We start from the raw sequence: 20,214 nt of genomic DNA on the forward strand, positions 1-20,214 counted from the left end.
GGCGAAACGTTCGTCCAGCGCATCGGGGGGAGCCGGTGCACCCGGACGCCTGCGGGCGTGGTGCGGCCCACCCGCGGGGCGGCCGTCGTACCGTGGTGCGGATCACCAGACCTCGCCCAAGTGGCGAGACACCTGGGCCATGGGCGATTTTGCCCGATAAACTGTTCGCGGACGCCGCCGGGCGCAGCCCCCGGCCACTCCACCAATGCTCAGCCAGCAGCCGCTGCAACCCCAGGGAGCGATGTGTCCCGCCGTCTCTTCACCTCGGAGTCCGTCACCGAAGGTCATCCCGACAAGATCGCCGACCAGGTCAGCGACACCATCCTCGACGCACTCCTGCGGGAGGACCCGACCTCCCGGGTCGCCGTCGAGACCCTGATCACCACCGGCCAGGTCCACGTGGCCGGCGAGGTCACCACCCAGGCCTACGCGCCCATCGCCAAGCTGGTGCGCGAGAAGATCCTGGAGATCGGTTACGACTCGTCGAAGAAGGGCTTCGACGGCGCCTCCTGCGGCGTCTCGGTGTCCATCGGCTCCCAGTCCCCGGACATCGCCCAGGGCGTCGAGGCGGCGTACGAGACCCGCGTCGAGGGTGCCGTCACCGCTGAGCTCGACGAGCTGGACCGGCAGGGCGCCGGCGACCAGGGCCTCATGTTCGGCTACGCCTGCGACGAGACCCCCGAGCTGATGCCGCTGCCGATCCGCCTGGCGCACCGCCTGTCCGAGCGCCTCTCGGAGGTCCGCAAGAACGGCACCATCCCCTACCTCCGTCCGGACGGAAAGACCCAGGTCACCATCGAGTACGACGGTGACAAGGCAGCCCGCCTCGACACGGTCGTGGTCTCCTCGCAGCACGCGAGCGACATCGACCTGGAGTCGCTGCTCGCGCCCGACGTACGCGAGTTCGTGGTCGAGCCCGAGCTGAAGTTGCTCGTCGACGACGGCATCAAGCTCGACACCGAGGGCTACCGCCTGCTGGTCAACCCCACCGGCCGCTTCGAGATCGGCGGCCCCATGGGTGACGCGGGACTCACCGGCCGCAAGATCATCATCGACACCTACGGCGGTATGGCCCGGCACGGCGGCGGTGCCTTCTCCGGCAAGGACCCCTCCAAGGTCGACCGCTCCGCCGCGTACGCCATGCGGTGGGTCGCGAAGAACGTCGTCGCCGCGGGCCTCGCCTCCCGCTGCGAGGTCCAGGTGGCCTACGCCATCGGCAAGGCCGAGCCGGTCGGCCTGTTCGTCGAGACCTTCGGGACGAACGCGGTGGACACCGAGAAGATCGAGGCCGCCATCAACGAGGTCTTCGACCTCCGCCCGGCCGCGATCATCCGCGACCTCGACCTGCTCCGCCCGATCTACGCCAAGACGGCGAAGTACGGCCACTTCGGCCGCGAGCTTCCCGAGTTCACCTGGGAGCGCACGGACCGCGTGGACGCCCTGCGCGCCGCGGCGGGCCTCCTGTAGCACCACCTCGTTCCGGGCGCCGCCCAGCGCAGCCCGGAACCTGGACCAACCGGGTCCGGCAGCCTCGCCAGGCTGCCGGACCTCGTTCGTGTGCGGACGCGGCCGCCGGTGCGGGCGGGACCGCGATCGCGGCCGGGCCCCGGCGCCGAGCCGGTCCGCAACCGCGGGGTGCACCACCGGCCGGCCGCGTGTGCGCCGGCCCCGTGCCGGTGCTGTGCCGTTGCGCGCCGCGGGCCGAGGCGATGGCGGTGCTCGCCGGTGGCCGGATGCGGGCCGGGGGCCGAGGTGGTGCCGGCGCTCGCGGCTCCCACGGCGCGACGCGGACGGCACACAAGGGCAGCGCACTGCGGGGCGGTCGCAGGCGGGTGGGTCGCACCTCGCGGCCAGGTGGCCGAGTGAGGTGCGACCCGGGCTCGTGCGGCAGCGTGGGCTGTCGGTGGGGTCTGGTAGGAATGCTGGTGTGAGCAGCGAGAACGGCCAGGGGGACGGCGCGGCGGGAGGCGTGCCGCCGGAGCAGCTCGCGCTGATCCGGGAGAGCGTGCGCAAGGCCAAGGCGCCGCGTGCCAAGCCGCGGACCTGGCGGGGGGCCGAGCTGGCCGAGCGGCTGCCGGTGGCGCGGGTGGTGGTCGACAAGGGCGTGCTCCACCTCGACAGGTACTTCGACTACGCGGTGCCCCGGGATCTCGACGAGCAGGCGCAACCGGGGGTGCGGGTGCGGGTGCGGTTCGGGGCCGGGGGGCACCGGGTGCGCGGCGGGCGCAGGGAGGGTGGCGGGCTCGTCGACGGTTTCCTGGTGGAGCGCGTCGCCGAGTCCGACTACGCGGGCCCGCTGGCGGCGCTCGCCCAGGTCGTCTCGCCCGAACAGGTCCTCGACCCCGAGCTGCTGGGCCTCGCACGCGCCGTGGCGGACCGCTACGCAGGCTCTCTCGCCGACGTCCTCCAGCTCGCCGTGCCCCCGCGCAGCGCACGCGCGGAGAGCAGGCCCTCGCCCGAGCCCGCCCCACCGCCCCCGGCACCCGGGCCCGGCCCCTGGGAGCGCTATTCACGCGGCCCGGCCTTCCTGGACGCACTCGCCACCGCGGGCGCGCCCCGCGCGGTGTGGAACGCCCTGCCGGGCCCCGAGTGGGCCGATGCGCTGGCCCACGCCGTAGCCGCGACGCTGTCCTCGGGCCGCGGCGCGCTCGTGGTGGTGCCCGACGGCCGCACCCTGGCCCGGGTGGACGCCGCCCTGACGGCGCTGCTCGGCCCGGGCGGGCACGCGGTGCTGACGGCGGAGGCGGGCCCGGAGAAGCGGTACCGGGAGTGGCTCGCCGTGCGCCGCGGCTCGGTGCGGGCGGTGGTGGGCACCCGCGCGGCGATGTTCGCGCCGGTACGGAACCTCGGCCTGGTCGCCATCTGGGACGACGGCGACTCCAGCCACAGCGAGCCGCGCGCGCCGCAGCCGCACGCCCGCGAGGTGCTGCTCCTGCGGGCCGCGCACAGCGGCTGCGCCTTCCTGCTCGGTGCCTGGGGCTGCACCGTGGAGGCCGCCCAGCTCGTCGAGAACGGCTGGGCGCTGCCGTTGGTCGCGGACCGTGAGCAGGCGCGCCGTGCCGCACCGCTGGTGCGTACCGTGCAGGACACCGATCTCGCCCGTGACGAGGCGGCCCGTGCGGCCCGGCTGCCCAGTCTCGCCTGGCAGGCCGCGCGGGAGGGCCTGGCGAAGGGCCCGGTGCTGGTCCAGGTGCCCAGGCGGGGCTATGTGCCGCGGCTGGCCTGCGAGCGCTGCCGGACGCCCGCGCGCTGCCGGCACTGTGCGGGGCCCGTCCAGGCGGGTGCCGACGGGTCCCTGCGCTGCGGCTGGTGCGGTCGGCAGGAGCCCGCCTGGCACTGCACCGAGTGCGGCGCGTTCCGGCTGCGCGCCCAGGTCGTCGGGGCCCGGCGCACCGCGGAGGAGCTGGGCCGGGCGTTTCCCGCGGTGCCGGTGCGCACCTCGGGGCGCGAGCAGGTCCTCGACACCGTGCCCGGCACTCCCGCGCTCGTGGTCAGCACACCGGGCGCGGAGCCCGTCGCCGAGGGCGGTTACGCGGCGGCGCTGCTGCTGGACGGCTGGACCATGCTCGGCCGCCCCGACCTGCGGGCGGGGGAGGAAGCCCTGCGCCGCTGGATCGCCGCCGCCGCCCTGGTGCGGGACCAGCAGGCGGGCGGCACCGTCGTCGTCGTGGCCGAGCCAACCTTGCAGCCGGTGCAGGCCCTGGTGCGCTGGGATCCGGTCGGATTCGCCGTCCGGGAGCGTACGGAGCGCGCGGAACTCGGCTTCCCCCCGGTCTCCCGGATGGCGTCGGTGACCGGGCCGCCGGATGCGGTCGACGCCTTCCTCGCGGCGGTCGAGCTGCCGGGCGACGCCCAGGTGCTCGGCCCTGTGCTGCTGCCGCTCAGTCCCCCGGGCAGTCCCCGCCGCACCGGTGCGCCGCCGCCGGGGGAGCAGTGGGAGCGTGCGCTGGTCCGGGTCCCACACGGCAGCGGCGCCGCGCTGGCGGCCGCGCTGAAGACGGCGCAGGCGGCGCGGACGGCGAAGCCGGCACGCGCGAGCGCGGAAACGGTGTGGGTCCGGGTCGATCCACCGGACATCGGATGAGGGGCGGTGCCCCGCGGGCGGGCCGTCGCGCGTGCGGTGGATCAGGATGGCCGGGGGTGGTGGACCTGGACGGCCGGGAGTGGCAGACCCGGGCGGCCGGGGACCGCCCGGGGCCCGGCGCCGTCGGCGCGGGCCCGCCCCCGCGGGGCCCGGTCGCGCGGTGGGGCCACTCCCGCGGGGCCCGCTCAGCCGTGCCGCGGTCCGGGGAAGGCGCCCGGCCTGCTCTCGTCCCGCAGCGCGCCACCGCCCGGGGTGGGCTGCCCGGGCATCGAGCGGGCCGCGGGGACCGCGGGCAGGCCGCCGCCCAGGGGCAGCGGGTGCGTCCCGGGGAGCTGGGTGTCGGGGCCGCGCTCGGCCTCCGCCGCGGCCTGCGCGGCGGCGCGGCGGGCGCCGTAGCGGCGGTGCACGGCCTGTTTGGTGACGCCGAGCGCCGAACCCACCGCGTCCCACGAGAAGCCCAGCGAGCGGTCGAAGTCCACGGCGGCCGTGACCAGGGTCTCCACGCTGTCGCGCAGCTCCTGGGCGAGCCGGACGGTCGGGGCCGGCGCCCGGCCGTAGACGACGAAGCCCGTGGCGGGGCCCGAGCGTCGCGGGCGGTAGACGTTGCCGAGCTGGGCGGTGAGGGTGCGCAGTGCGTCCACCTGCCGGCGGACCCGCTCGATGTCCCGCACCAGCAGATGCAGGCTGGCGCGAGCCTGGGCGTCGTGGGTTGCGTGGTCGGCCATGAACAAGCCTCTCGAACCGGCGTTGAAACGGGTCGGGCCGCGACGGCGGCCCCTGTGGTCAACTCTCTCTTGACCAACGCGCCACCCCGTGTGTGGTCACGGTGACAGGGCGCAGCGGCGGATGCGACCGCGTACGCCGCGCGTGGGCCCCGAGCGCTCTGCCCGGGTGAGCCAGGGGGCGGCGCCCGCTTCGGCGCCCGCTTCCCGGCGGCCCGGAGCAGGGCGGCGGAGCCGAGGCGCACCCGGGTGGGGCGCCGCGCCTAGACTGGTGCGCCGCCCGCGTCGGTCCTCGCCACGGGCGCCCGCCCTGACGCTCCCGCCCGAGAGGCCGACAGCCACTGATGAAGCTCGTCTTCGCAGGCACCCCCGAGGTCGCCGTTCCCGCCCTGGACGCCCTGATCGCCTCCGGGCGGCACGAGGTGGCCGCCGTCGTCACCCGTCCCGACGCGCCCGCGGGACGCGGCCGCAGGCTGGTCGCCAGTCCCGTGGCGGAGCGCGCCGAGGAGGCCGGGATCGAGGTGCTGAAGCCCGCGAAGCCCCGCGACGAGGCGTTCCTCGCGCGGCTGCGGGACATCGCCCCGGACTGCTGCCCGGTCGTGGCGTACGGCGCGCTGCTGCCCCGGGTGGCCCTCGACGTCCCGGTGCACGGCTGGGTCAACCTGCACTTCTCGCTGCTGCCCGCCTGGCGCGGCGCCGCACCCGTGCAGCACGCGATCATGGCCGGCGACGAGATCACCGGCGCCTCCACCTTCCTCATCGAGGAGGGCCTGGACTCCGGCCCGGTGTACGGCACGGTCACCGAGGCGGTCCGGCCCACCGACACCAGCGGCGACCTCCTCACCCGGCTCGCACTCGCGGGCGCCGGACTGCTGGCGGCGACGATGGACGGCATCGAGGACGGCACGCTGAAGGCCGTGCCGCAGCCCCCCGAGGGCATCACCGTCGCACCGAAGGTGCGCGTCGAGGACGCCCGGGTGGACTGGACGGCCCCCGGGCTGCGCGTCGACCGGGTGGTGCGCGGCTGCACGCCGGCACCCGGTGCCTGGACCGTCTTCCGCGGCGAGCGGCTGAAGCTGGTGCAGGCCGCCCCGGTCGCGGACCGCGCCGGGCTGGCGCCCGGCGAACTCGACGCCGGCAAGAACCACGTGTATGTGGGCACCGGCTCGTACGCCGTCGAGCTGCTGTGGGTGCAGGCGCAGGGCAAGAAGCCGATGCGCGCCGCCGACTGGGCCCGCGGGGTGCGCATCGCCCCGGGCGAACGGCTGGGCGGCGGCGACGTAGGCTGAGTGGTGCCGGGGCAGTTGCCCGGCCCGGATACCACCAGCGGAGCACTTTTGACCGACCAGCACGAGCAGCCTGCCGCGCGCCGGGCGCCCACCGGGCGCGGGGCGGGGAAACCGGGCAGGCCCGGGAAGCCGTACCGCCGCCCGAAGAAGGACCCCGTCCGCGTCCTCGCCTTCGACGCGCTGCGCGCCGTCGGCGAGCGGGACGCGTACGCCAACCTCGTCCTGCCGCCCCTGCTCCGCAGGGCCCGCGAGAAGGGCGAGCTCGACGGGCGGGACGCGGCCCTCGCCACCGAGCTGGTGTACGGCACCCTGCGCCGCCAGGGCACCTATGACGCCGTCATCGCGGAGTGCATCGACCGGCCGCTGCGCGAGGTCGACCCGCCGGTGCTCGACGTGCTCAGCCTCGGCGCGCACCAGTTGCTCGGCACCCGGATCCCGCCGCACGCCGCCGTGTCCGCGTCGGTGGAGCTGGCCCGGGTCGTCCTGGGCGACGGGCGGGCCAGGTTCGTCAACGCGGTGCTGCGCAGGATCGCCCAGGACGACCTGGACGGCTGGCTGGCACGGGTGGCGCCGTCGTACGAGGACGACCCCGAGGACCACCTCGCGGTGGTGCACGCGCACCCGCGCTGGATCGTCTCCGCCCTGTGGGACGCGCTGGGCGGCGGCCGGTCCGGCATCGAGGAGCTGCTGGCGGCCGACAACGAACGCCCCGAGGTCACCCTGGTGGCCCGCCCGGGCCGGGCGACCGCCGAGGAACTGGTCGAGACCCTCGGCGACCGGGCCGCCCTGCCCGGCCGCTGGTCCCCGTACGCGGCCCGGCTCACCGAGGGCGGCGAGCCCGGGGCGCTGGACGCGGTGCGCGAAGGACGCGCAGGGGTGCAGGACGAGGGCAGCCAACTGGTGGCGCTGGCGCTGGCCGCGGCGCCGCTCGACGGACCCGACCGGCTCTGGCTGGACGGCTGCGCGGGCCCCGGCGGCAAGGCGGCCCTGTTGGGCGGTCTCGCGGCCGGGCGGGGTGCCGCGCTGGTCGCAGCGGAGAAGCAGCCGCACCGCGCGGGCCTGGTGGCCAAGGCACTGGCCGGCAATCCGGGGCCGTACCAGGTGCTGACCGCGGACGGCACCCGGCCGCCGTGGCGGCCCGGCAGTTTCGACCGGGTGCTGATGGACGTGCCGTGCACCGGCCTGGGTGCGCTGCGCAGGCGTCCGGAGGCCCGCTGGCGCCGCCGGCCCGAGGACCTGGACGGCTTCGCGCCGCTCCAGCGTGAACTGCTGCGCTCGGCGCTGGTGTCGGTGCGGCCAGGCGGGGTGGTCGCCTACGCGACCTGCTCACCGCACCTGGCCGAGACGCGTGCGGTGGTCGACGACGTCCTGAAGCGGCACGGCGGCGCACGGCTCGTCGACGCACGGCCGCTGCTGCCGGGCGTCCCGTCGCTCGGCGAGGGCCCGGACGTCCAGCTCTGGCCGCACCTGCACGGCACGGACGCCATGTACCTGGCGCTGCTGCGCAGGACGGACTGAACCGGCGGGGCGCGCCCGCCGGGGCTGCGAGGTCCTGCCAGGCCGTGCCGCGGCCCAGTGCCGCGGCACCACGGCGGTGCGGGCCGCCGCAGCCGTCCCGCGCGTCCCACCTGCCCCACAGCCGACGCCGGGCGAGGACGTCCGGGACCGGCATGGCAGGCTTGGGGCATGGCCCCCCGGATCAACCCCAGCATTCTGTCCGCAGACTTCGCGCGCCTCGCCGACGAGGCGAGAGCGGTGCAGGGCGCCGACTGGCTCCACGTCGACGTCATGGACAACCACTTCGTCCCCAACCTGACGCTCGGCGTCCCGATCGTGGAGTCCCTGGCGCGTGCCACGGACACCCCGCTCGACTGCCATCTGATGATCGAGGACGCCGACCGCTGGGCGCCGCAGTACGTGGAGGCGGGAGCCGGGTCCGTGACCTTCCACGCGGAGGCGGCCGCGGCCCCGGTGCGGCTCGCGCGCGAGGTGCGGGCCAAGGGCGCGCGGGCGGGCATGGCCCTCAAGCCCGCCACGCCCATCGAGCCGTACGAGGACCTGCTCCCCGAGCTCGACATGGTGCTGGTCATGACCGTCGAGCCGGGCTTCGGGGGACAGGCCTTCCTCGACATCATGCTGCCGAAGATCCGCCGCACCCGGCAGCTCATCGGCAAGCACGGCCTCGACGTGTGGCTCCAGGTCGACGGCGGGGTCTCGGAGGAGACGATCGAGCGGTGCGCGGAGGCCGGCGCCGACGTCTTCGTGGCCGGATCGGCGGTCTACGGGGCGTCCGACCCGGCCGCCGCGGTCCGGGCCCTGCGCGAGCGGGCCCAGCGGGCCACCGCCACCGCCGGGTGGGCCCCGGCGCACTGAGCGCCACCGCACACCCGACCGAACCCCCGAGCGTCGGGCGGCCACCGGGCCAGCGCAGGGCGGCCACCGGGACAAGGGCACGTGAACGCCGCCCATCAGGGCCGATCGACGTCTTCCAGTGCCCGAAGGCCCTGGGAGGCACCCCCGTGGATCTGCAAGGATGAGCGGCGAATCCAGAGTGTGAACAACCTGAGAGCAGTGAGGAGATCGCCGTGTCCGGCATGTCGGCGGGTCGGCCTGCTCTGCGGATGGGACCCGCGGAGCTGGTACAGGCGGCGGCCATGGCCCGCCGCTTCTACCTGGAGGGCAAATCCAAGATCCAGATCGCCGAGGAGTTCGGCGTGAGCCGCTTCAAGGTGGCCAGGGTCCTGGAGACCGCCCTCGAACGTGATCTCGTGAGGATCGAGATCAGAGTGCCCGCAGAGCTGGACGCCGAGCGCTCGGACGCGCTGCGCGCCCGCTACGGCCTGCGGCACGCGGTCGTGGTCGAGTCCCCGGCGGAGGCCGACGAGTCACCCGACCCGGAGAACCTGGGCGAGGTCGCCGCCGACCTGCTCGGCGAGCTGGTCACCGAGGGCGATGTGCTGGGGCTTGCCTGGGGCCGGTCCACCATCCACATGGCGGCCGCCCTCGACCGGCTGCCCCCGTGCACGGTCGTGCAGCTCACCGGCGTGTACGACGCGGGCACGGCGGAGCGCGGCTCCGTGGAGGCGGTCCGGCGCGCCGCGCAGGTCTCCGGCGGCGAGGCGCACCCCATCTACGCCCCGATGCTGCTGCCCGACTCCGCCACCGCGGACGCGCTGCGCCACCAGACCGGTATCGCCCGGGCCTTCGACTACTTCGACAAGGTGACGGTCGCCTGCGTGTCCATCGGTTCCTGGGAGGCGGGCATCTCCACCGTCCACGACATGCTCAGCGAGGACGAGCGCGCCCACTACGCCTCGCTGGGGGTCGCGGCGGAGATGTCCGCGCACCTCTTCGACGCGCAGGGCCGCAGGGTGGGCCGTGACCTGGGCGAGCGGTGCATCACCGTGGAGGCCGACCGGCTGCGGCGCATCCCCGAGGTGGTCGCGATCGCCGGCGGACAGCGCAAGGGACCCGCCATCGACGCGGTGCTCCGCTCCGGACTGGTCACCAGCCTGGTCACCGACACCGCGGCGGCGGACTTCCTGATGGCGACCGTACCCGCTCCGCACCCGGCCCTGGAGCGCACCGACCCGGACAGCGGCGCGGCGTGACCGGCTCGCGCGGGGCCGGCCGGGGCGGGGCTGGATCTCCGGCGGAAGGCGGTGCGGGGAGATGACCGACGAAGCGTTCGCCCCGGTTCTGGAGGCGGTGCGCGCCACCGGCTGGACCAGCAGCGTCCTGGACCTCGACGGGGTCGAGGACAAGGCGGCCTTCCTGGACCGCTGCGCCCGCGCCCTGCACTTCCCCGACTGGTTCGGGCACAACTGGGACGCGCTCGCCGACAGCCTGAAGGACCTGTCCTGGCTTCCGGCGGCGCGCGGCCGCCTGCTGCTGGTGTCCGGCTGGCAGGAGTACGCGGCCGCGCGGCCCGGCGAATGGGCCATCGCCCTGAAGGTGTTCTCCGAGGCCGAGGCGCACTGGCGCACCGCGGGCCGCGGCACCCTGTCCGTCCTGCTCGCCGTGGCGGCGGCCGGGGCCGGGCGCGCCTGACTCCGGCCGGACGGTGCGGTGCGCGCGGTCGGCGAGGGCCGCACCGTCCGGTGCCGGCGGGAGCCCACCGGGGAGGCGGGTGAGGGCCCCTGCACGCGGGCCGGACGGCAGGGCCCCCGGCATATGGGCCGGACGGATCCGGGGCGCCCCGAGGGCGCACGGCCCCCCAGCCGCGCGGTCGTGGGGGCGGTTCGCCCACGCGGACCGTCCGCACGTCCTCCCGTCCCGGCCGTCCCTGCGATGCGGTTGCGCTCCGCGCCGCCGGCGGGCCGGAGCGTGCCACGCCCCACCGCCGCTCACTCACGTGCGGGCACCGGTCACCGGCGGGCCCACCGGCCGGCAACGGTTACCGACGGGTGACGGCGGCGCCATTACCCCTCACGGACCGGCCTTGCCGGTGCTGCCGGCGAACAGCACCCCCGACAGGTCGTCGTCCAGCGATCCCTTGATCTTCTCGACGATGTTCCCCTGCGTCGCCTCGCCCATGACCTCCACGACGCACCGTGCGGCGTGCGCGGCCTTGGGCGGGTCGAGGCCGGCGCGGCCGGCCACCCGGTCGAAGAACTCCTGCGTACTCATCCGTGCGCCCGTGACGGGTTCGTCCGGTGCGTAGACCACCCGCCGGAGGTGTTCTCCGATCTCCCGCGGCAACTGGGCGGCCAGATTCTCGGCCTGGGGGCTCTGCACGCGCTCCGCCAGGGTCTCGAGCGTCGCCCGGGTCGCCGACTCGGCAGGACCGCGGCTGCCGAAGCCCGCCCGTGCCTGCACCTGGCCGATGAACTCTTCTTCCCTCATGTGCCCTCCTCGTCATCTCACGTCCTCGGGCGGCCGCGGAGGCGGACGGCCGCAGCCGCGGTCGTCCGGCGCGACGCGTACCCGCCCCGGGCGCGGCGACACGTGTGCGTCATGTCCGTCGCGCCGGGTACTCGTGCCGGGTCACTGAGCCGAAGACGACCGGTGGGCCCACCCGCCGCCGGTGGAAGGAGAGACCACGATGGCCCAGCAGATCAGCGAGGTCATGACGGCCGACCCGGTGTACGTCTCGCCCCGGACCCCGGTGGCCGAGATCGCGCAGTTGATGCGCGAGGAGGACATCGGACAGGTCATCATCGCCGAGGAGGAGAGGGTGCGCGGTGTGGTCACCGACCGCGACCTGGTGACCCGGGTCATGGCCGACGCGCGGGACCCGCAGCAGACGGCCGCGCAGGAGGTCTCCAGCAGCAACCTGGTGACCTGTGCGCCCGACGACGACATCGGTGCGGCCGTCAGGCTCATGCGGGACAACGCGCTGCGGCGTCTCCCGGTGGTCGAGGAGGACCGGCTCGTCGGCGTCGTCAGCATCGGCGACCTCGCCATGGAACAGGACGAGCGTTCGGCGCTCGCGGACATCAGCGCGGCCGAGCCCAACCGCTGACGGTCCGTTTGTGAGGCCGTCGCGGCCACCGCAGCGCCGTTCGGGACACCCGCCCCGGACGGCACTGGGCCGCGAGGACCCCGGCAGCCCCGTTCATGCGTGGTCCATGAGCTGGGCCACGCCCTTCTGACGGGCGCAGTTGGCGCAGCAGAAGAACCGCCCGTCGGACTGGAGGCCGTGGCCGAGGATGCGGCACTGGCAGTTGTTGCAGACCGGTGCCATCTTCTGGGCGGCGCACTCGATGCTGTCGAACGTGTGGACCGCTCCTGCGGCGTGTACTTCGAACGACATCTCGTAGTCGTTGTTGCAGACCTCGCAGACGGCCATGAGGGTCAGCTCCTCTTGCGGTACGGACAGGGCGGTCGCTCGTGGAAGGCGCTCTCCTGGAACGTAACGCGAGGCCGGGGCACGGGTCGGGCGACGCGTTGACCGGCGCCCGCCCGGCCTACCGGGATCACCCGCACGGGCCCGCCGCCGTTCCGCCGCCGTGCTGCCCGGCGCCCGGCGGACCGGGCGCCGCGCAGCCGGCCGGTGCCGCGGCCGGCACGGCCCCGGACCGCCCCGGACCGCGCCGGACGAGCCCGGGGCGGCCGCCGCGCCTTTCTCCGGCCCGACCGCTCGCCGGTCCCCTCCCGCTCAGGTAATGTTTTGATGTAAGGCAGGCCCTCTGCCCCGGCATCGACAGCGAAGCCCCCGGACTGGGCAACCACGGGGGCGTTTTGTTGTGTCTGCGCGGATATCACCTGCGCCGTTTCGCGTGAAAATGTGAGATAAATGCATTTCCTTGAACCCGGCACCGGTCGCCGCGTGGAGTCGTCCCCCGTCTCCCACGACCTGACGTACGACGACGTCTTCATGGTCCCGAACCGCTCGGCGGTCGGCTCCAGGCAGGACGTCGACCTGTCCTCACCGGACGGCAGCGGCACCACGATCCCGCTGGTCGTCGCCAATATGACCGCCGTCGCCGGCCGCCGCATGGCCGAGACGGTCGCCCGCCGCGGTGGCCTCGTCGTCATCCCGCAGGACATCCCGATCGAGGTGGTCGCCGACGTCACCGCCTGGGTCAAGCAGCGCCACCACGTCCTCGACACGCCCATCGTGCTCGCCCCCACCCAGACCGTCGCCGACGCCCTCGCGCTGCTGCCCAAGCGCGCCCACAACGCGGGCGTCGTCGTCGACGAGGACCACCGGCCGCTCGGCGTGGTGACCGACGCCGATCTGAGCGGTGTCGACCGCTTCACCCAGTTGTCCGAGGTGATGTCCCGGGACCTGCTGCTGGTGGCGGCCGACATCGATCCGCGCGCGGCGTTCAACAAACTGGACGCGGCCAACCGCCGCTACGCTCCCGCAGTCGACGAGGAGGGCCGCCTGGTCGGCATCCTCACCCGCACGGGCGCCCTGCGCGCCACCCTCTACGCCCCCGCCACCGATGCCCGCGGCAGGCTGCGGGTCGCGGCGGCCGTCGGGATCAACGGCGACATCGCGGGCAAGGCCAAGCAGCTCCTGGACGCCGGTGTGGACACCCTCGTCGTCGACACCGCGCACGGCCACCAGGAGTCCATGCTCAACGCCGTCAGGGCCGTGCGCGCCCTCGACCCCGGTGTGCCACTGGTCGCGGGCAACGTCGTCTCGGCCGAGGGCGTCCGCGATCTTCTCGCGGCCGGCGCGGACATCATCAAGGTGGGGGTGGGCCCCGGCGCCATGTGCACCACCCGGATGATGACAGGCGTGGGCCGGCCCCAGTTCTCCGCCGTGCTGGAGTGCGCCGCGGAGGCCCGCCTCCACGGCAAGCACGTCTGGGCCGACGGCGGCGTGCGGCACCCGCGCGACGTCGCCATGGCGCTCGCCGCCGGTGCCTCCAACGTCATGATCGGCTCCTGGTTCGCGGGCACCTACGAGTCACCGGGCGACCTCCAGCAGGCCGCGGACGGCCGGCTCTACAAGGAGTCCTTCGGCATGGCGTCCGCCCGCGCGGTGCGCAACCGCACCTCGGAGGAGTCCGCGTACGACCGGGCGCGCAAGGCACTGTTCGAGGAGGGCATCTCCACATCCCGGATGTACCTCGACCCCGCCCGCCCCGGCGTGGAGGACCTGATCGACTCGATCATCGCGGGCGTTCGCTCCGCCTGCACCTATGCGGGCGCGGGAACCCTGGAGGAGTTCGCCGACAAGGCCGTGGTGGGTGTGCAGAGCGCCGCCGGGTACGCGGAGGGCAAGCCGCTGCACGCCAGTTGGAACTGAGGCGCCGCCCTGCGGCCCTTTCCGCCGGCCGCGCTCCGCACACGGCCGCGCTCCGCACACGGCCGCGCTCCGCACACGGCCTGCGGCCGCACCGCGCAGGACAGCGGCCGCACGGGGCGCGGGCCGCGGCCGCACCGCCGCTCGGTCCGCCCGCCCCCTCGCAGGCGTGCGCAACGAACGCCCGCGCGCCGGCCCGGCACGCAGCGGCCATGCCCTGGCGCGCGGAACCGCTGCATTACGATCGGGAAGGCCCGGCTCACAGGGCCATGCGCGGTAGGCGGCGCGGTGCGCGCCGGCCGGCGGTGCGCCCGCGGGGTGGACCCCGGACCCGGCGCCGCACCGCGCCCGATCGGCGGCGACGAAGGAGCCAGCGCGTGCTCGACCACGGCGCACCCCCGCCCAGCCCCGGCAGGACAGGCGCCGGGCCCCCGCGGCGCGGCGCCCGCGTGATGCGCCGCAAACCGGTGGAGCGCCTGGTCGCGGAGGGCGGCCAGGGCGCCGGGGGAGCCTTCGGCGCTCGCTCGGCCTGACCCAGCTCACCATGATCAGCATCGGAGCCACCCTGGGCACCGGGATCTTCGTGGTGCTGGGCGAGGCGGTGCCCAAGGCGGGGCCCGCGGTCACGCTCTCCTTCGTGATCGCCGGCCTCACCGCCCTCTTCTCCGCCCTGTCGTACGCCGAGTTGGCCGGCACCATCCCGGTGGCGGGTTCCTCCTACTCGTATGCATACGCAACGCTCGGCGAGCTTCTCGCCTGGATCTGCGGATGGTGCCTGATCCTGGAGTACGGCGTGTCCGTGGCCGCCGTCGCCGTCGGCTGGGGCCAGTACCTCAACGAACTGCTCGACGGAACCCTGGGCGCCACCCTGCCGGGAGCGCTCTCCGCGCCACCCGGCGACGGCGGTCTGTTCAACCTGCCCGCGCTCGCCGTCGTCCTGCTCGCCATGGCCTTCCTGCTCGGCGGTGCCCGGGAGTCGGCGCGCGTCAACACGGCCATGGTCGCCGTGAAGATCATCGCGTTGCTGCTGTTCTGCGGCATCGGCGTCCTGGGCGTCCGGTCGGGCAACTACGCGCCCTTCATGCCGCTCGGCATGGCGGGTGTCAGCGGCGCGGGCGCCACGCTCTTCTTCTCGTACATCGGGTTCGACGCCGCCTCCACCGCGGGTGAGGAGGCGAAGGACGCCCAGCGCGACCTGCCCCGCGCGATCATGCTCTCGCTGGTCGTCGTGACGGCCCTCTACGTCCTGGTGGCCGCCGTCGCCGTCGGGGCACGGCCCTGGCGGAGCTTCACGGGCTCCGAGGCGGCTCTCGCGGCGATCATGAAGGACGTCACCGGGCAGGGCTTCTGGGCGACGCTGCTCGCCGCGGGCGCGGTGGTCGCGATCGCCAGCGTCGTGCTCACCGTGCTCTACGGCCAGACCCGGATCCTCTTCGCGATGTCACGGGACGGCCTGGTTCCGCGCGTCTTCTCCCGCGTCCACCCCGCAACCGGCGCACCCCGGGCGAACACGGTGATCGTCTCGCTGTTCTGCGGCGTCCTGGCCGCCGCCGTCCCGCTCGGCAGGCTCGCCGACGCCACCAGCATCGGCACCCTGTTCGCCTTCGCGCTCGTCAACGTCTCCGTCGTGGTGCTGCGGCGCACCCGGCCCACGATGCCCCGCGCCTTCCGGGTGCCGCTGTCACCGCTGCCGCCCGTACTCGGCTTCGCGCTCTGCCTCTGGATGATGGGCAGCCTGTCCGCGGTCACCTGGGCGGTGTTCGCGGTCTGGATGGCCGCCGGGACCGTGTTCTACTTCGTCTACGGCTTTCGCCGCTCCCGCCTTGCGACCGGGGCGCGGACGAGCACCGAGCAGACCCGACCGGAGAAGTGACCGACCGCCCGTGCGACTGAACGATCTCGACGAACGCATCGTGCACGCCCTCGCCGAGGACGCCCGCCGCTCCTACGCCGACATCGGCCAGCTCGTCGGGCTCTCGGCGCCCGCGGTGAAGCGGCGGGTGGACCGGTTGCGGGCCACCGGCGCCATCACCGGCTTCACCGTACGGGTGGATCCGGCCGCGCTCGGCTGGGAGACCGAGGGGTACATCGAGCTCTACTGCCGCAGCAACACCTCGCCCGAGGCGATACAGCGCGGTCTGGAGCGGTATCCGGAGGTGGTGTCGGCCTCCACCGTGACGGGCGAGGCCGACGCGGTGGTGCAGGTCTTCGCCGGCGACATGCGCCACTTCGAACAGGTGCTGGAGCGGATCGCGGGGGAGCCCTTCGTGGAACGGACCAAGTCCGTACTGGTCCTGTCGCCGCTGCTGCGGCGGTTCTCCTCGGGGGCGCCCGGGTGACGCGGGACCGGGGGAGCGCACCCGCCGCGACCACGGCCCGGACCCACGGGCGGTCCGCATCGCCCGCATGACCCGCAGCGCCCCGCAACGAATCGCCGCCAGGGCCCGCTCCGGCGCAATGAAAGCGCTGGTCATGCGCAATGGCCGGATCTTGTCCTGGGTGCCGGGCCGGCCGTAGCGTCGAGGCGTTCCCCGCCCACGCGCCCGTACCCGTGAGGTCGCCATGCCCACGCTGCGTCCCGCCCTGCCGCAGAGTTCCGGACGGCCGGGACCGGCCGCCGCGAACCCCGCCGCGCTCGACGCGGCCGCGGCCCGGGCCGCACGGGGCGAGGAACCGGTCCTCGGGCACGCCGGCCCCGCGCTCCCGGTCGCAGCACGCGAGGCCGGCCCCTGCCCGCGTGACCGCCGCCCCGCCCGCCACGCACCCCTGGTCCGACGCCGGCCCCCGCATCGACCCCGGCCGTCCGCACCGCACGACCCACCGCAAGGAGCCCGCACCCCATGACGTCCACGGTGCCCACCGCAGTCCCGCACGCCACGGCGCAGCGGCCCGTCACCATGTTCGGGCCGGACTTCCCCTACGCGTACGACGACTTCCTGGCCCACCCGGCGGGCCTCGGCCAGATCCCCGCGACCCGGCACGGCACCGAGGTGGCGGTGGTCGGCGGCGGGCTCTCCGGCATCGTCACCGCGTACGAGCTGATGAAGATGGGCCTGCGCCCCGTGGTGTACGAGGCCGACCGGATCGGCGGGCGGCTGCGCACCGTCGGCTTCGACGGCGCAGGCGACGCGGGAGCGCTGACCGCCGAGTTGGGGGCCATGCGCTTCCCGCCGTCCTCCACCGCGTTGCAGCACTACATCGACCTCGTGGGCCTGCGCACCAGGCCGTTCCCGAACCCGCTCTCCGAGGCCGCCGCGTCCACGGTCGTCGACCTCAAGGGCGAGTCGCACTACGCGAGGACGCTCGACGACCTGCCCGAGGTCTACCGGCAGGTCGCGGACGCCTGGCGCCACTGCCTGGAGGAGGGCGCCGAGTTCTCCCGGATGAACCGCGCCATCCGCGAGCGCGACGTGCCGGCCATCCGCGCGATCTGGTCCCGGCTCGTCGAGCGGCTCGACGACCAGACCTTCTACGGCTTTCTGTGCGCATCGGAGGCGTTCAGGTCCTTCCGGCACCGTGAGATCTTCGGCCAGGTCGGGTTCGGCACCGGCGGCTGGGACACCGACTTCCCCAACTCCATCCTGGAGATCCTGCGGGTGGTGTACACCGAGGCCGACGACCACCACCGCGGCATCGTCGGCGGCAGCAGGCAACTGCCGCTCGGGCTCTGGGAGCGGGCGCCGGACAAGCTCGTGCACTGGCCGCGGGGCACCTCGCTGGCGTCGCTGCACGACGGCACGCCCCGTCCGGCGGTGACGCGGCTGCACCGCGCGGCGGGCGGCCTCATCACGGTCACCGACGCGTCGGGCGCCATCCGCTCCTATCCCGCGGTGGTCTGCACGGCGCAGTCCTGGCTGCTGCTGTCCAAGATCGCCTGCGATGAGACGCTCTTCCCGATCGAGCACTGGACGGCGATCGAGCGCACCCACTACATGGAGTCCAGCAAGCTCTTCGTCCCGGTGGACCGGCCGTTCTGGCTCGACAAGGACGAGCGCACGGGACGCGACCGGATGTCGATGACCCTGACGGACCGGATGACCCGCGGCACCTACCTGCTGGACGACGGCCCCGACCGGCCCGCCGTGATCTGCCTGTCGTACACCTGGTGCGACGACAGCCTGAAATGGCTGCCGCTGTCCGCGAACGAGCGGATGGAGGTCATGCTCGCCTCACTCCGCGAGATCTACCCGGACGTCGACATCCGCAGCCACATCATCGGCAGCCCGGTCACCGTCTCCTGGGAGGACGAGCCCTACTTCATGGGCGCGTTCAAGGCCAACCTGCCGGGCCACTACCGCTACCAGCGCAGGCTGTTCACACACTTCATGCAGGACCGGCTGCCCGCGGACAAGCGCGGCATCTTCCTCGCCGGCGACGACGTCTCCTGGACGGCGGGCTGGGCGGAGGGCGCGGTGCAGACCGCGCTCAACGCCGTGTGGGGCGTGATGCACCGGTTCGGCGGCGCCTGCGATCCGTCCAATCCGGGGCCCGGCGACGTGTTCGACGAGATCGCGCCGGTGGAGCTGCCGGAGGACTGAACGGGCCGGCGCCGCCGCCTGCCCCGCGGCACCCGCCCCGGCGGCGGCCCTCACCGTGCCGCACCCCGCCAGGGGCGGCCGCCACCGGAGCCCGTCGCCCGGGCCCAACACGCGAGGCCGGTGCCCGGGTCCCCCGCGGCCCCCGTCATTGACCCGGGCCCATATGCCGTGTGCAATATGTTGCATGCCGATACCCCGGAGCCGCGGGCTCGTCTCCAGATCCCTGCTGCGCGAGAACGCCTACCAGGTCCTGCGCGACGCGATTGTGGACGGCACCCTGGCCCCGGGCGAGCGGCTGAGCGACGGAGACCTGGTGGAGTGGCTCGGCATCAGCCGCACTCCCATCCGCGAGGCCCTGTCCAGGCTGGAGCAGTCCGGTCTGGTGCGCACCAAGCCGGGCCGCTACACGATCGTCAGCCCCCTGGACTCGCGCGAGGCGCGCGACGCCCAGTCCGTCACCGCGGCCATGCACGAGCTGGCGGTACGCCAGGCGCTGCCGAACCTCTCGACCGCCGAACTGGAAGCGATGCGGGCGGCCAACGCCCGCTTCGCCGAGGCGCTGGCCGGAAACGACGTGGACGCAGCGCTCGCGGCGGACGACGAGTTCCACGGTGTCGCGGTGGCCGCCAGCGCCAACGGCGCGCTGCGCGCGGTCCTCGAGCGGTTCACGCCCCTGCTGCGCCGCGTCGAACGGCTGCGCTTCTCGTCGCTGAGCGGCCGCGGCTCGGTCGGCCAGCACAGCAGCATCGTCGACCTCTGCGCGGCCGGTGACGTGGAGGGCGCGGCGGCGGCCACCCGCGCCAACTGGGGCACCCTCGTCCCGCTGCTCGACACCCTTTCCGAGGCCCAGGAGAAAGCGGACTGACATGCCCCTCCAAGACTTCCCCCGCCATCCGCTGCTGTTCGGGCCCAGCCCCGTCCACCCGCTGGAACGCCTCAGCGAGCACCTCGGCGGGGCCCGGATCTGGGCCAAGCGCGAGGACTGCAACAGCGCCCTCGCGTTCGGCGGCAACAAGACCAGGAAACTGGAGTACCTGATCCCCGAGGCGCTGGCCCAGGGCGCCGACACCCTCGTGAGCATCGGCGGGGTCCAGTCCAACCACACCCGCCAGGTGGCCGCGGTGGCCGCCCGGCTCGGGCTGAAGGCCGTGCTGGTCCAGGAGGACTGGGTGGACTGGCCGGACCCGGTCAACGACAAGGTCGGCAACATCCTGCTGTCCCGCATCATGGGCGCGGACGTGCGGATGGGGACGGCGGGCTTCGGCATCGGCATCAAGGAGAGCTGGACCGAGGCGCTTGAGAGCGTGCGCGCGGCAGGAGGCACCCCGTACGCCATTCCGGCCGGCGCCTCCGACCACCCGCTCGGCGGTCTCGGCTTCGCCGGCTGGGCCCACGAGGTGCAGCGGCAGGAACGCGAACTCGGCGTCTTCTTCGACACCGTCGTGGTGTGCAGCGTCACGGGCAGCACGCAGGCCGGCATGATCGCCGGTTTCGCGGGCCAGGACCGGCCGCGGCGCGTCCTGGGCATCGACGCCTCGGCCCGTATCGTGGAGACCCGCGCCCAGGTGTCGAAGATCGCCAGGAACACCGCCGGGTTGCTCGGTCTCGGCCGGGACCTGCACGACGAGGAGATCACCGTGCTGGAAGGCTGGGCCGGTGACCGCTACGGCGTGCCCGTGGCGTCCACCCTGGAGGCGATCCGGTTGACCGGCGGCCTTGAGGGCATGATCCTCGACCCCGTCTACGAGGGGAAGTCGATGGCGGGCCTGATCGACCTGGTGCGCACGGGCACCATCGCACCGCAGTCCCACGTCCTCTTCGCCCACCTGGGCGGGCAGCCCGCCCTCAACGCCTACAGCGGCGCCTTCCGCTGAGGCGG

At 74.4% G+C, this 20,214-nt stretch carries 16 protein-coding genes and 1 pseudogene; 14 read left to right on the plus strand and 3 right to left on the minus strand.

From position 1 onward, the window contains the following. Positions 1 to 243: 243 nt before the first annotated feature. Both metK and IE313_RS09835 read left to right on the plus strand, forming a co-directional pair. Positions 244 to 1,467 carry a methionine adenosyltransferase gene (metK, locus tag IE313_RS09830; protein WP_189930584.1) on the plus strand — a complete coding sequence of 408 codons (1,224 nt, stop codon included), beginning with the start codon at positions 244 to 246 and terminating at the stop codon, positions 1,465 to 1,467. A gap of 460 nt (positions 1,468 to 1,927) precedes the next feature. Further along, on the plus strand, positions 1,928 to 4,084 hold the full coding sequence (locus IE313_RS09835) for a primosomal protein N' (RefSeq protein WP_189930585.1): 2,157 nt from the start codon (positions 1,928 to 1,930) through the stop codon (positions 4,082 to 4,084). Positions 4,085 to 4,269: 185 nt separating this feature from the next. On the opposite strand, the gene IE313_RS09840 is transcribed toward IE313_RS09835, so the two are convergent. Then, the gene (locus tag IE313_RS09840) at positions 4,270 to 4,809 is read right to left on the minus strand and encodes a hypothetical protein (RefSeq protein ID WP_189930586.1); all 540 of its coding nucleotides are present in this window, start codon (positions 4,807 to 4,809) and stop codon (positions 4,270 to 4,272) included. Between the two features lie 341 nt (positions 4,810 to 5,150). Between IE313_RS09840 and fmt the strand changes: the two genes are divergently transcribed. The 5 genes from fmt (at position 5,151) to IE313_RS09865 (ending at position 10,145) form a co-directional block, all read left to right on the plus strand. Then, a complete protein-coding gene (gene fmt / locus IE313_RS09845) occupies positions 5,151 to 6,095 on the plus strand; it encodes a methionyl-tRNA formyltransferase (protein WP_189930587.1) in 945 nt (314 codons plus the stop codon). A 48-nt stretch (positions 6,096 to 6,143) separates the two neighbouring features. Next, positions 6,144 to 7,613, plus strand: coding sequence for an RsmB/NOP family class I SAM-dependent RNA methyltransferase (locus tag IE313_RS09850; RefSeq protein ID WP_189930588.1), 1,470 nt, complete (start codon positions 6,144 to 6,146; stop codon positions 7,611 to 7,613). Between the two features lie 168 nt (positions 7,614 to 7,781). Beyond that, the gene (gene rpe, locus IE313_RS09855) at positions 7,782 to 8,468 is read left to right on the plus strand and encodes a ribulose-phosphate 3-epimerase (protein WP_189930589.1); all 687 of its coding nucleotides are present in this window, start codon (positions 7,782 to 7,784) and stop codon (positions 8,466 to 8,468) included. A 221-nt stretch (positions 8,469 to 8,689) separates the two neighbouring features. Continuing rightward, positions 8,690 to 9,706, plus strand: a complete 1,017-nt coding sequence (locus tag IE313_RS09860; protein ID WP_189930703.1) for a sugar-binding transcriptional regulator — start codon at positions 8,690 to 8,692, stop codon at positions 9,704 to 9,706. A 61-nt stretch (positions 9,707 to 9,767) separates the two neighbouring features. Continuing rightward, on the plus strand, positions 9,768 to 10,145 hold the full coding sequence (locus IE313_RS09865) for a barstar family protein (protein WP_189930590.1): 378 nt from the start codon (positions 9,768 to 9,770) through the stop codon (positions 10,143 to 10,145). 378 nt (positions 10,146 to 10,523) lie between these two features. Here the strand turns inward: IE313_RS09865 and IE313_RS09870 are convergent, their stop codons facing one another. Continuing rightward, entirely contained in the window at positions 10,524 to 10,940 is a 417-nt protein-coding gene (locus IE313_RS09870) for a DUF2267 domain-containing protein (RefSeq protein WP_189930591.1), read from the minus strand. 199 nt (positions 10,941 to 11,139) lie between these two features. On the opposite strand from IE313_RS09870, the gene IE313_RS09875 reads away from it, so the two are divergent. Continuing rightward, positions 11,140 to 11,559, plus strand: coding sequence for a CBS domain-containing protein (locus IE313_RS09875; RefSeq protein WP_189930592.1), 420 nt, complete (start codon positions 11,140 to 11,142; stop codon positions 11,557 to 11,559). 93 nt (positions 11,560 to 11,652) lie between these two features. Here IE313_RS09875 and IE313_RS09880 read toward each other — a convergent pair whose 3' ends face one another. Beyond that, positions 11,653 to 11,886: a metallothionein gene (locus IE313_RS09880; RefSeq protein WP_189930593.1), complete on the minus strand. Its 234-nt coding sequence runs from the start codon at positions 11,884 to 11,886 to the stop codon at positions 11,653 to 11,655. A 447-nt stretch (positions 11,887 to 12,333) separates the two neighbouring features. On the opposite strand from IE313_RS09880, the gene IE313_RS09885 reads away from it, so the two are divergent. The 6 genes and pseudogenes from IE313_RS09885 to IE313_RS09910 all read left to right on the plus strand — a co-directional run bounded on the left by IE313_RS09885 (position 12,334) and on the right by IE313_RS09910 (position 20,209). After that, positions 12,334 to 13,800: a GuaB1 family IMP dehydrogenase-related protein gene (locus tag IE313_RS09885; RefSeq protein WP_189930594.1), complete on the plus strand. Its 1,467-nt coding sequence runs from the start codon at positions 12,334 to 12,336 to the stop codon at positions 13,798 to 13,800. Positions 13,801 to 14,174: 374 nt separating this feature from the next. After that, a pseudogene (locus IE313_RS09890) lies at positions 14,175 to 15,670 on the plus strand (amino acid permease). A 10-nt stretch (positions 15,671 to 15,680) separates the two neighbouring features. Next, positions 15,681 to 16,136, plus strand: a complete 456-nt coding sequence (locus IE313_RS09895) for an Lrp/AsnC family transcriptional regulator (protein ID WP_189930595.1) — start codon at positions 15,681 to 15,683, stop codon at positions 16,134 to 16,136. A 501-nt stretch (positions 16,137 to 16,637) separates the two neighbouring features. Continuing rightward, positions 16,638 to 18,335 carry a flavin monoamine oxidase family protein gene (locus tag IE313_RS09900; RefSeq protein WP_189930596.1) on the plus strand — a complete coding sequence of 566 codons (1,698 nt, stop codon included), beginning with the start codon at positions 16,638 to 16,640 and terminating at the stop codon, positions 18,333 to 18,335. Positions 18,336 to 18,519: 184 nt separating this feature from the next. Next, entirely contained in the window at positions 18,520 to 19,200 is a 681-nt protein-coding gene (locus IE313_RS09905) for a GntR family transcriptional regulator (RefSeq protein WP_189930597.1), read from the plus strand. Position 19,201: 1 nt separating this feature from the next. Continuing rightward, positions 19,202 to 20,209, plus strand: coding sequence for a 1-aminocyclopropane-1-carboxylate deaminase (locus IE313_RS09910; protein ID WP_189930598.1), 1,008 nt, complete (start codon positions 19,202 to 19,204; stop codon positions 20,207 to 20,209). The last annotated feature ends 5 nt before the right edge of the window (positions 20,210 to 20,214 follow it).

Origin of the sequence: Streptomyces sulfonofaciens, from assembly GCF_014656295.1 — a bacterium.
GTDB lineage: Bacteria > Actinomycetota > Actinomycetes > Streptomycetales > Streptomycetaceae > Streptomyces > Streptomyces sulfonofaciens.

What these genes read in the sequence shown, in the direction of transcription:
- fmt (WP_189930587.1), top strand. Translation starts at nt 5,151, where the DNA reads ATGAAGCTCGTCTTCGCAGGCACCCCCGAGGTCGCCGTTCCCGCCCTG.
- IE313_RS09905 (WP_189930597.1), top strand. Translation starts at nt 18,520, where the DNA reads ATGCCGATACCCCGGAGCCGCGGGCTCGTCTCCAGATCCCTGCTGCGC.
- IE313_RS09870 (WP_189930591.1), bottom strand. Translation starts at nt 10,940, where the DNA reads ATGAGGGAAGAAGAGTTCATCGGCCAGGTGCAGGCACGGGCGGGCTTC.
- IE313_RS09900 (WP_189930596.1), top strand. Translation starts at nt 16,638, where the DNA reads ATGACGTCCACGGTGCCCACCGCAGTCCCGCACGCCACGGCGCAGCGG.
- IE313_RS09910 (WP_189930598.1), top strand. Translation starts at nt 19,202, where the DNA reads ATGCCCCTCCAAGACTTCCCCCGCCATCCGCTGCTGTTCGGGCCCAGC.
- IE313_RS09875 (WP_189930592.1), top strand. Translation starts at nt 11,140, where the DNA reads ATGGCCCAGCAGATCAGCGAGGTCATGACGGCCGACCCGGTGTACGTC.
- IE313_RS09860 (WP_189930703.1), top strand. Translation starts at nt 8,690, where the DNA reads ATGTCGGCGGGTCGGCCTGCTCTGCGGATGGGACCCGCGGAGCTGGTA.
- IE313_RS09865 (WP_189930590.1), top strand. Translation starts at nt 9,768, where the DNA reads ATGACCGACGAAGCGTTCGCCCCGGTTCTGGAGGCGGTGCGCGCCACC.
- rpe (WP_189930589.1), top strand. Translation starts at nt 7,782, where the DNA reads ATGGCCCCCCGGATCAACCCCAGCATTCTGTCCGCAGACTTCGCGCGC.
- IE313_RS09885 (WP_189930594.1), top strand. Translation starts at nt 12,334, where the DNA reads ATGCATTTCCTTGAACCCGGCACCGGTCGCCGCGTGGAGTCGTCCCCC.
- IE313_RS09880 (WP_189930593.1), bottom strand. Translation starts at nt 11,886, where the DNA reads ATGGCCGTCTGCGAGGTCTGCAACAACGACTACGAGATGTCGTTCGAA.
- IE313_RS09840 (WP_189930586.1), bottom strand. Translation starts at nt 4,809, where the DNA reads ATGGCCGACCACGCAACCCACGACGCCCAGGCTCGCGCCAGCCTGCAT.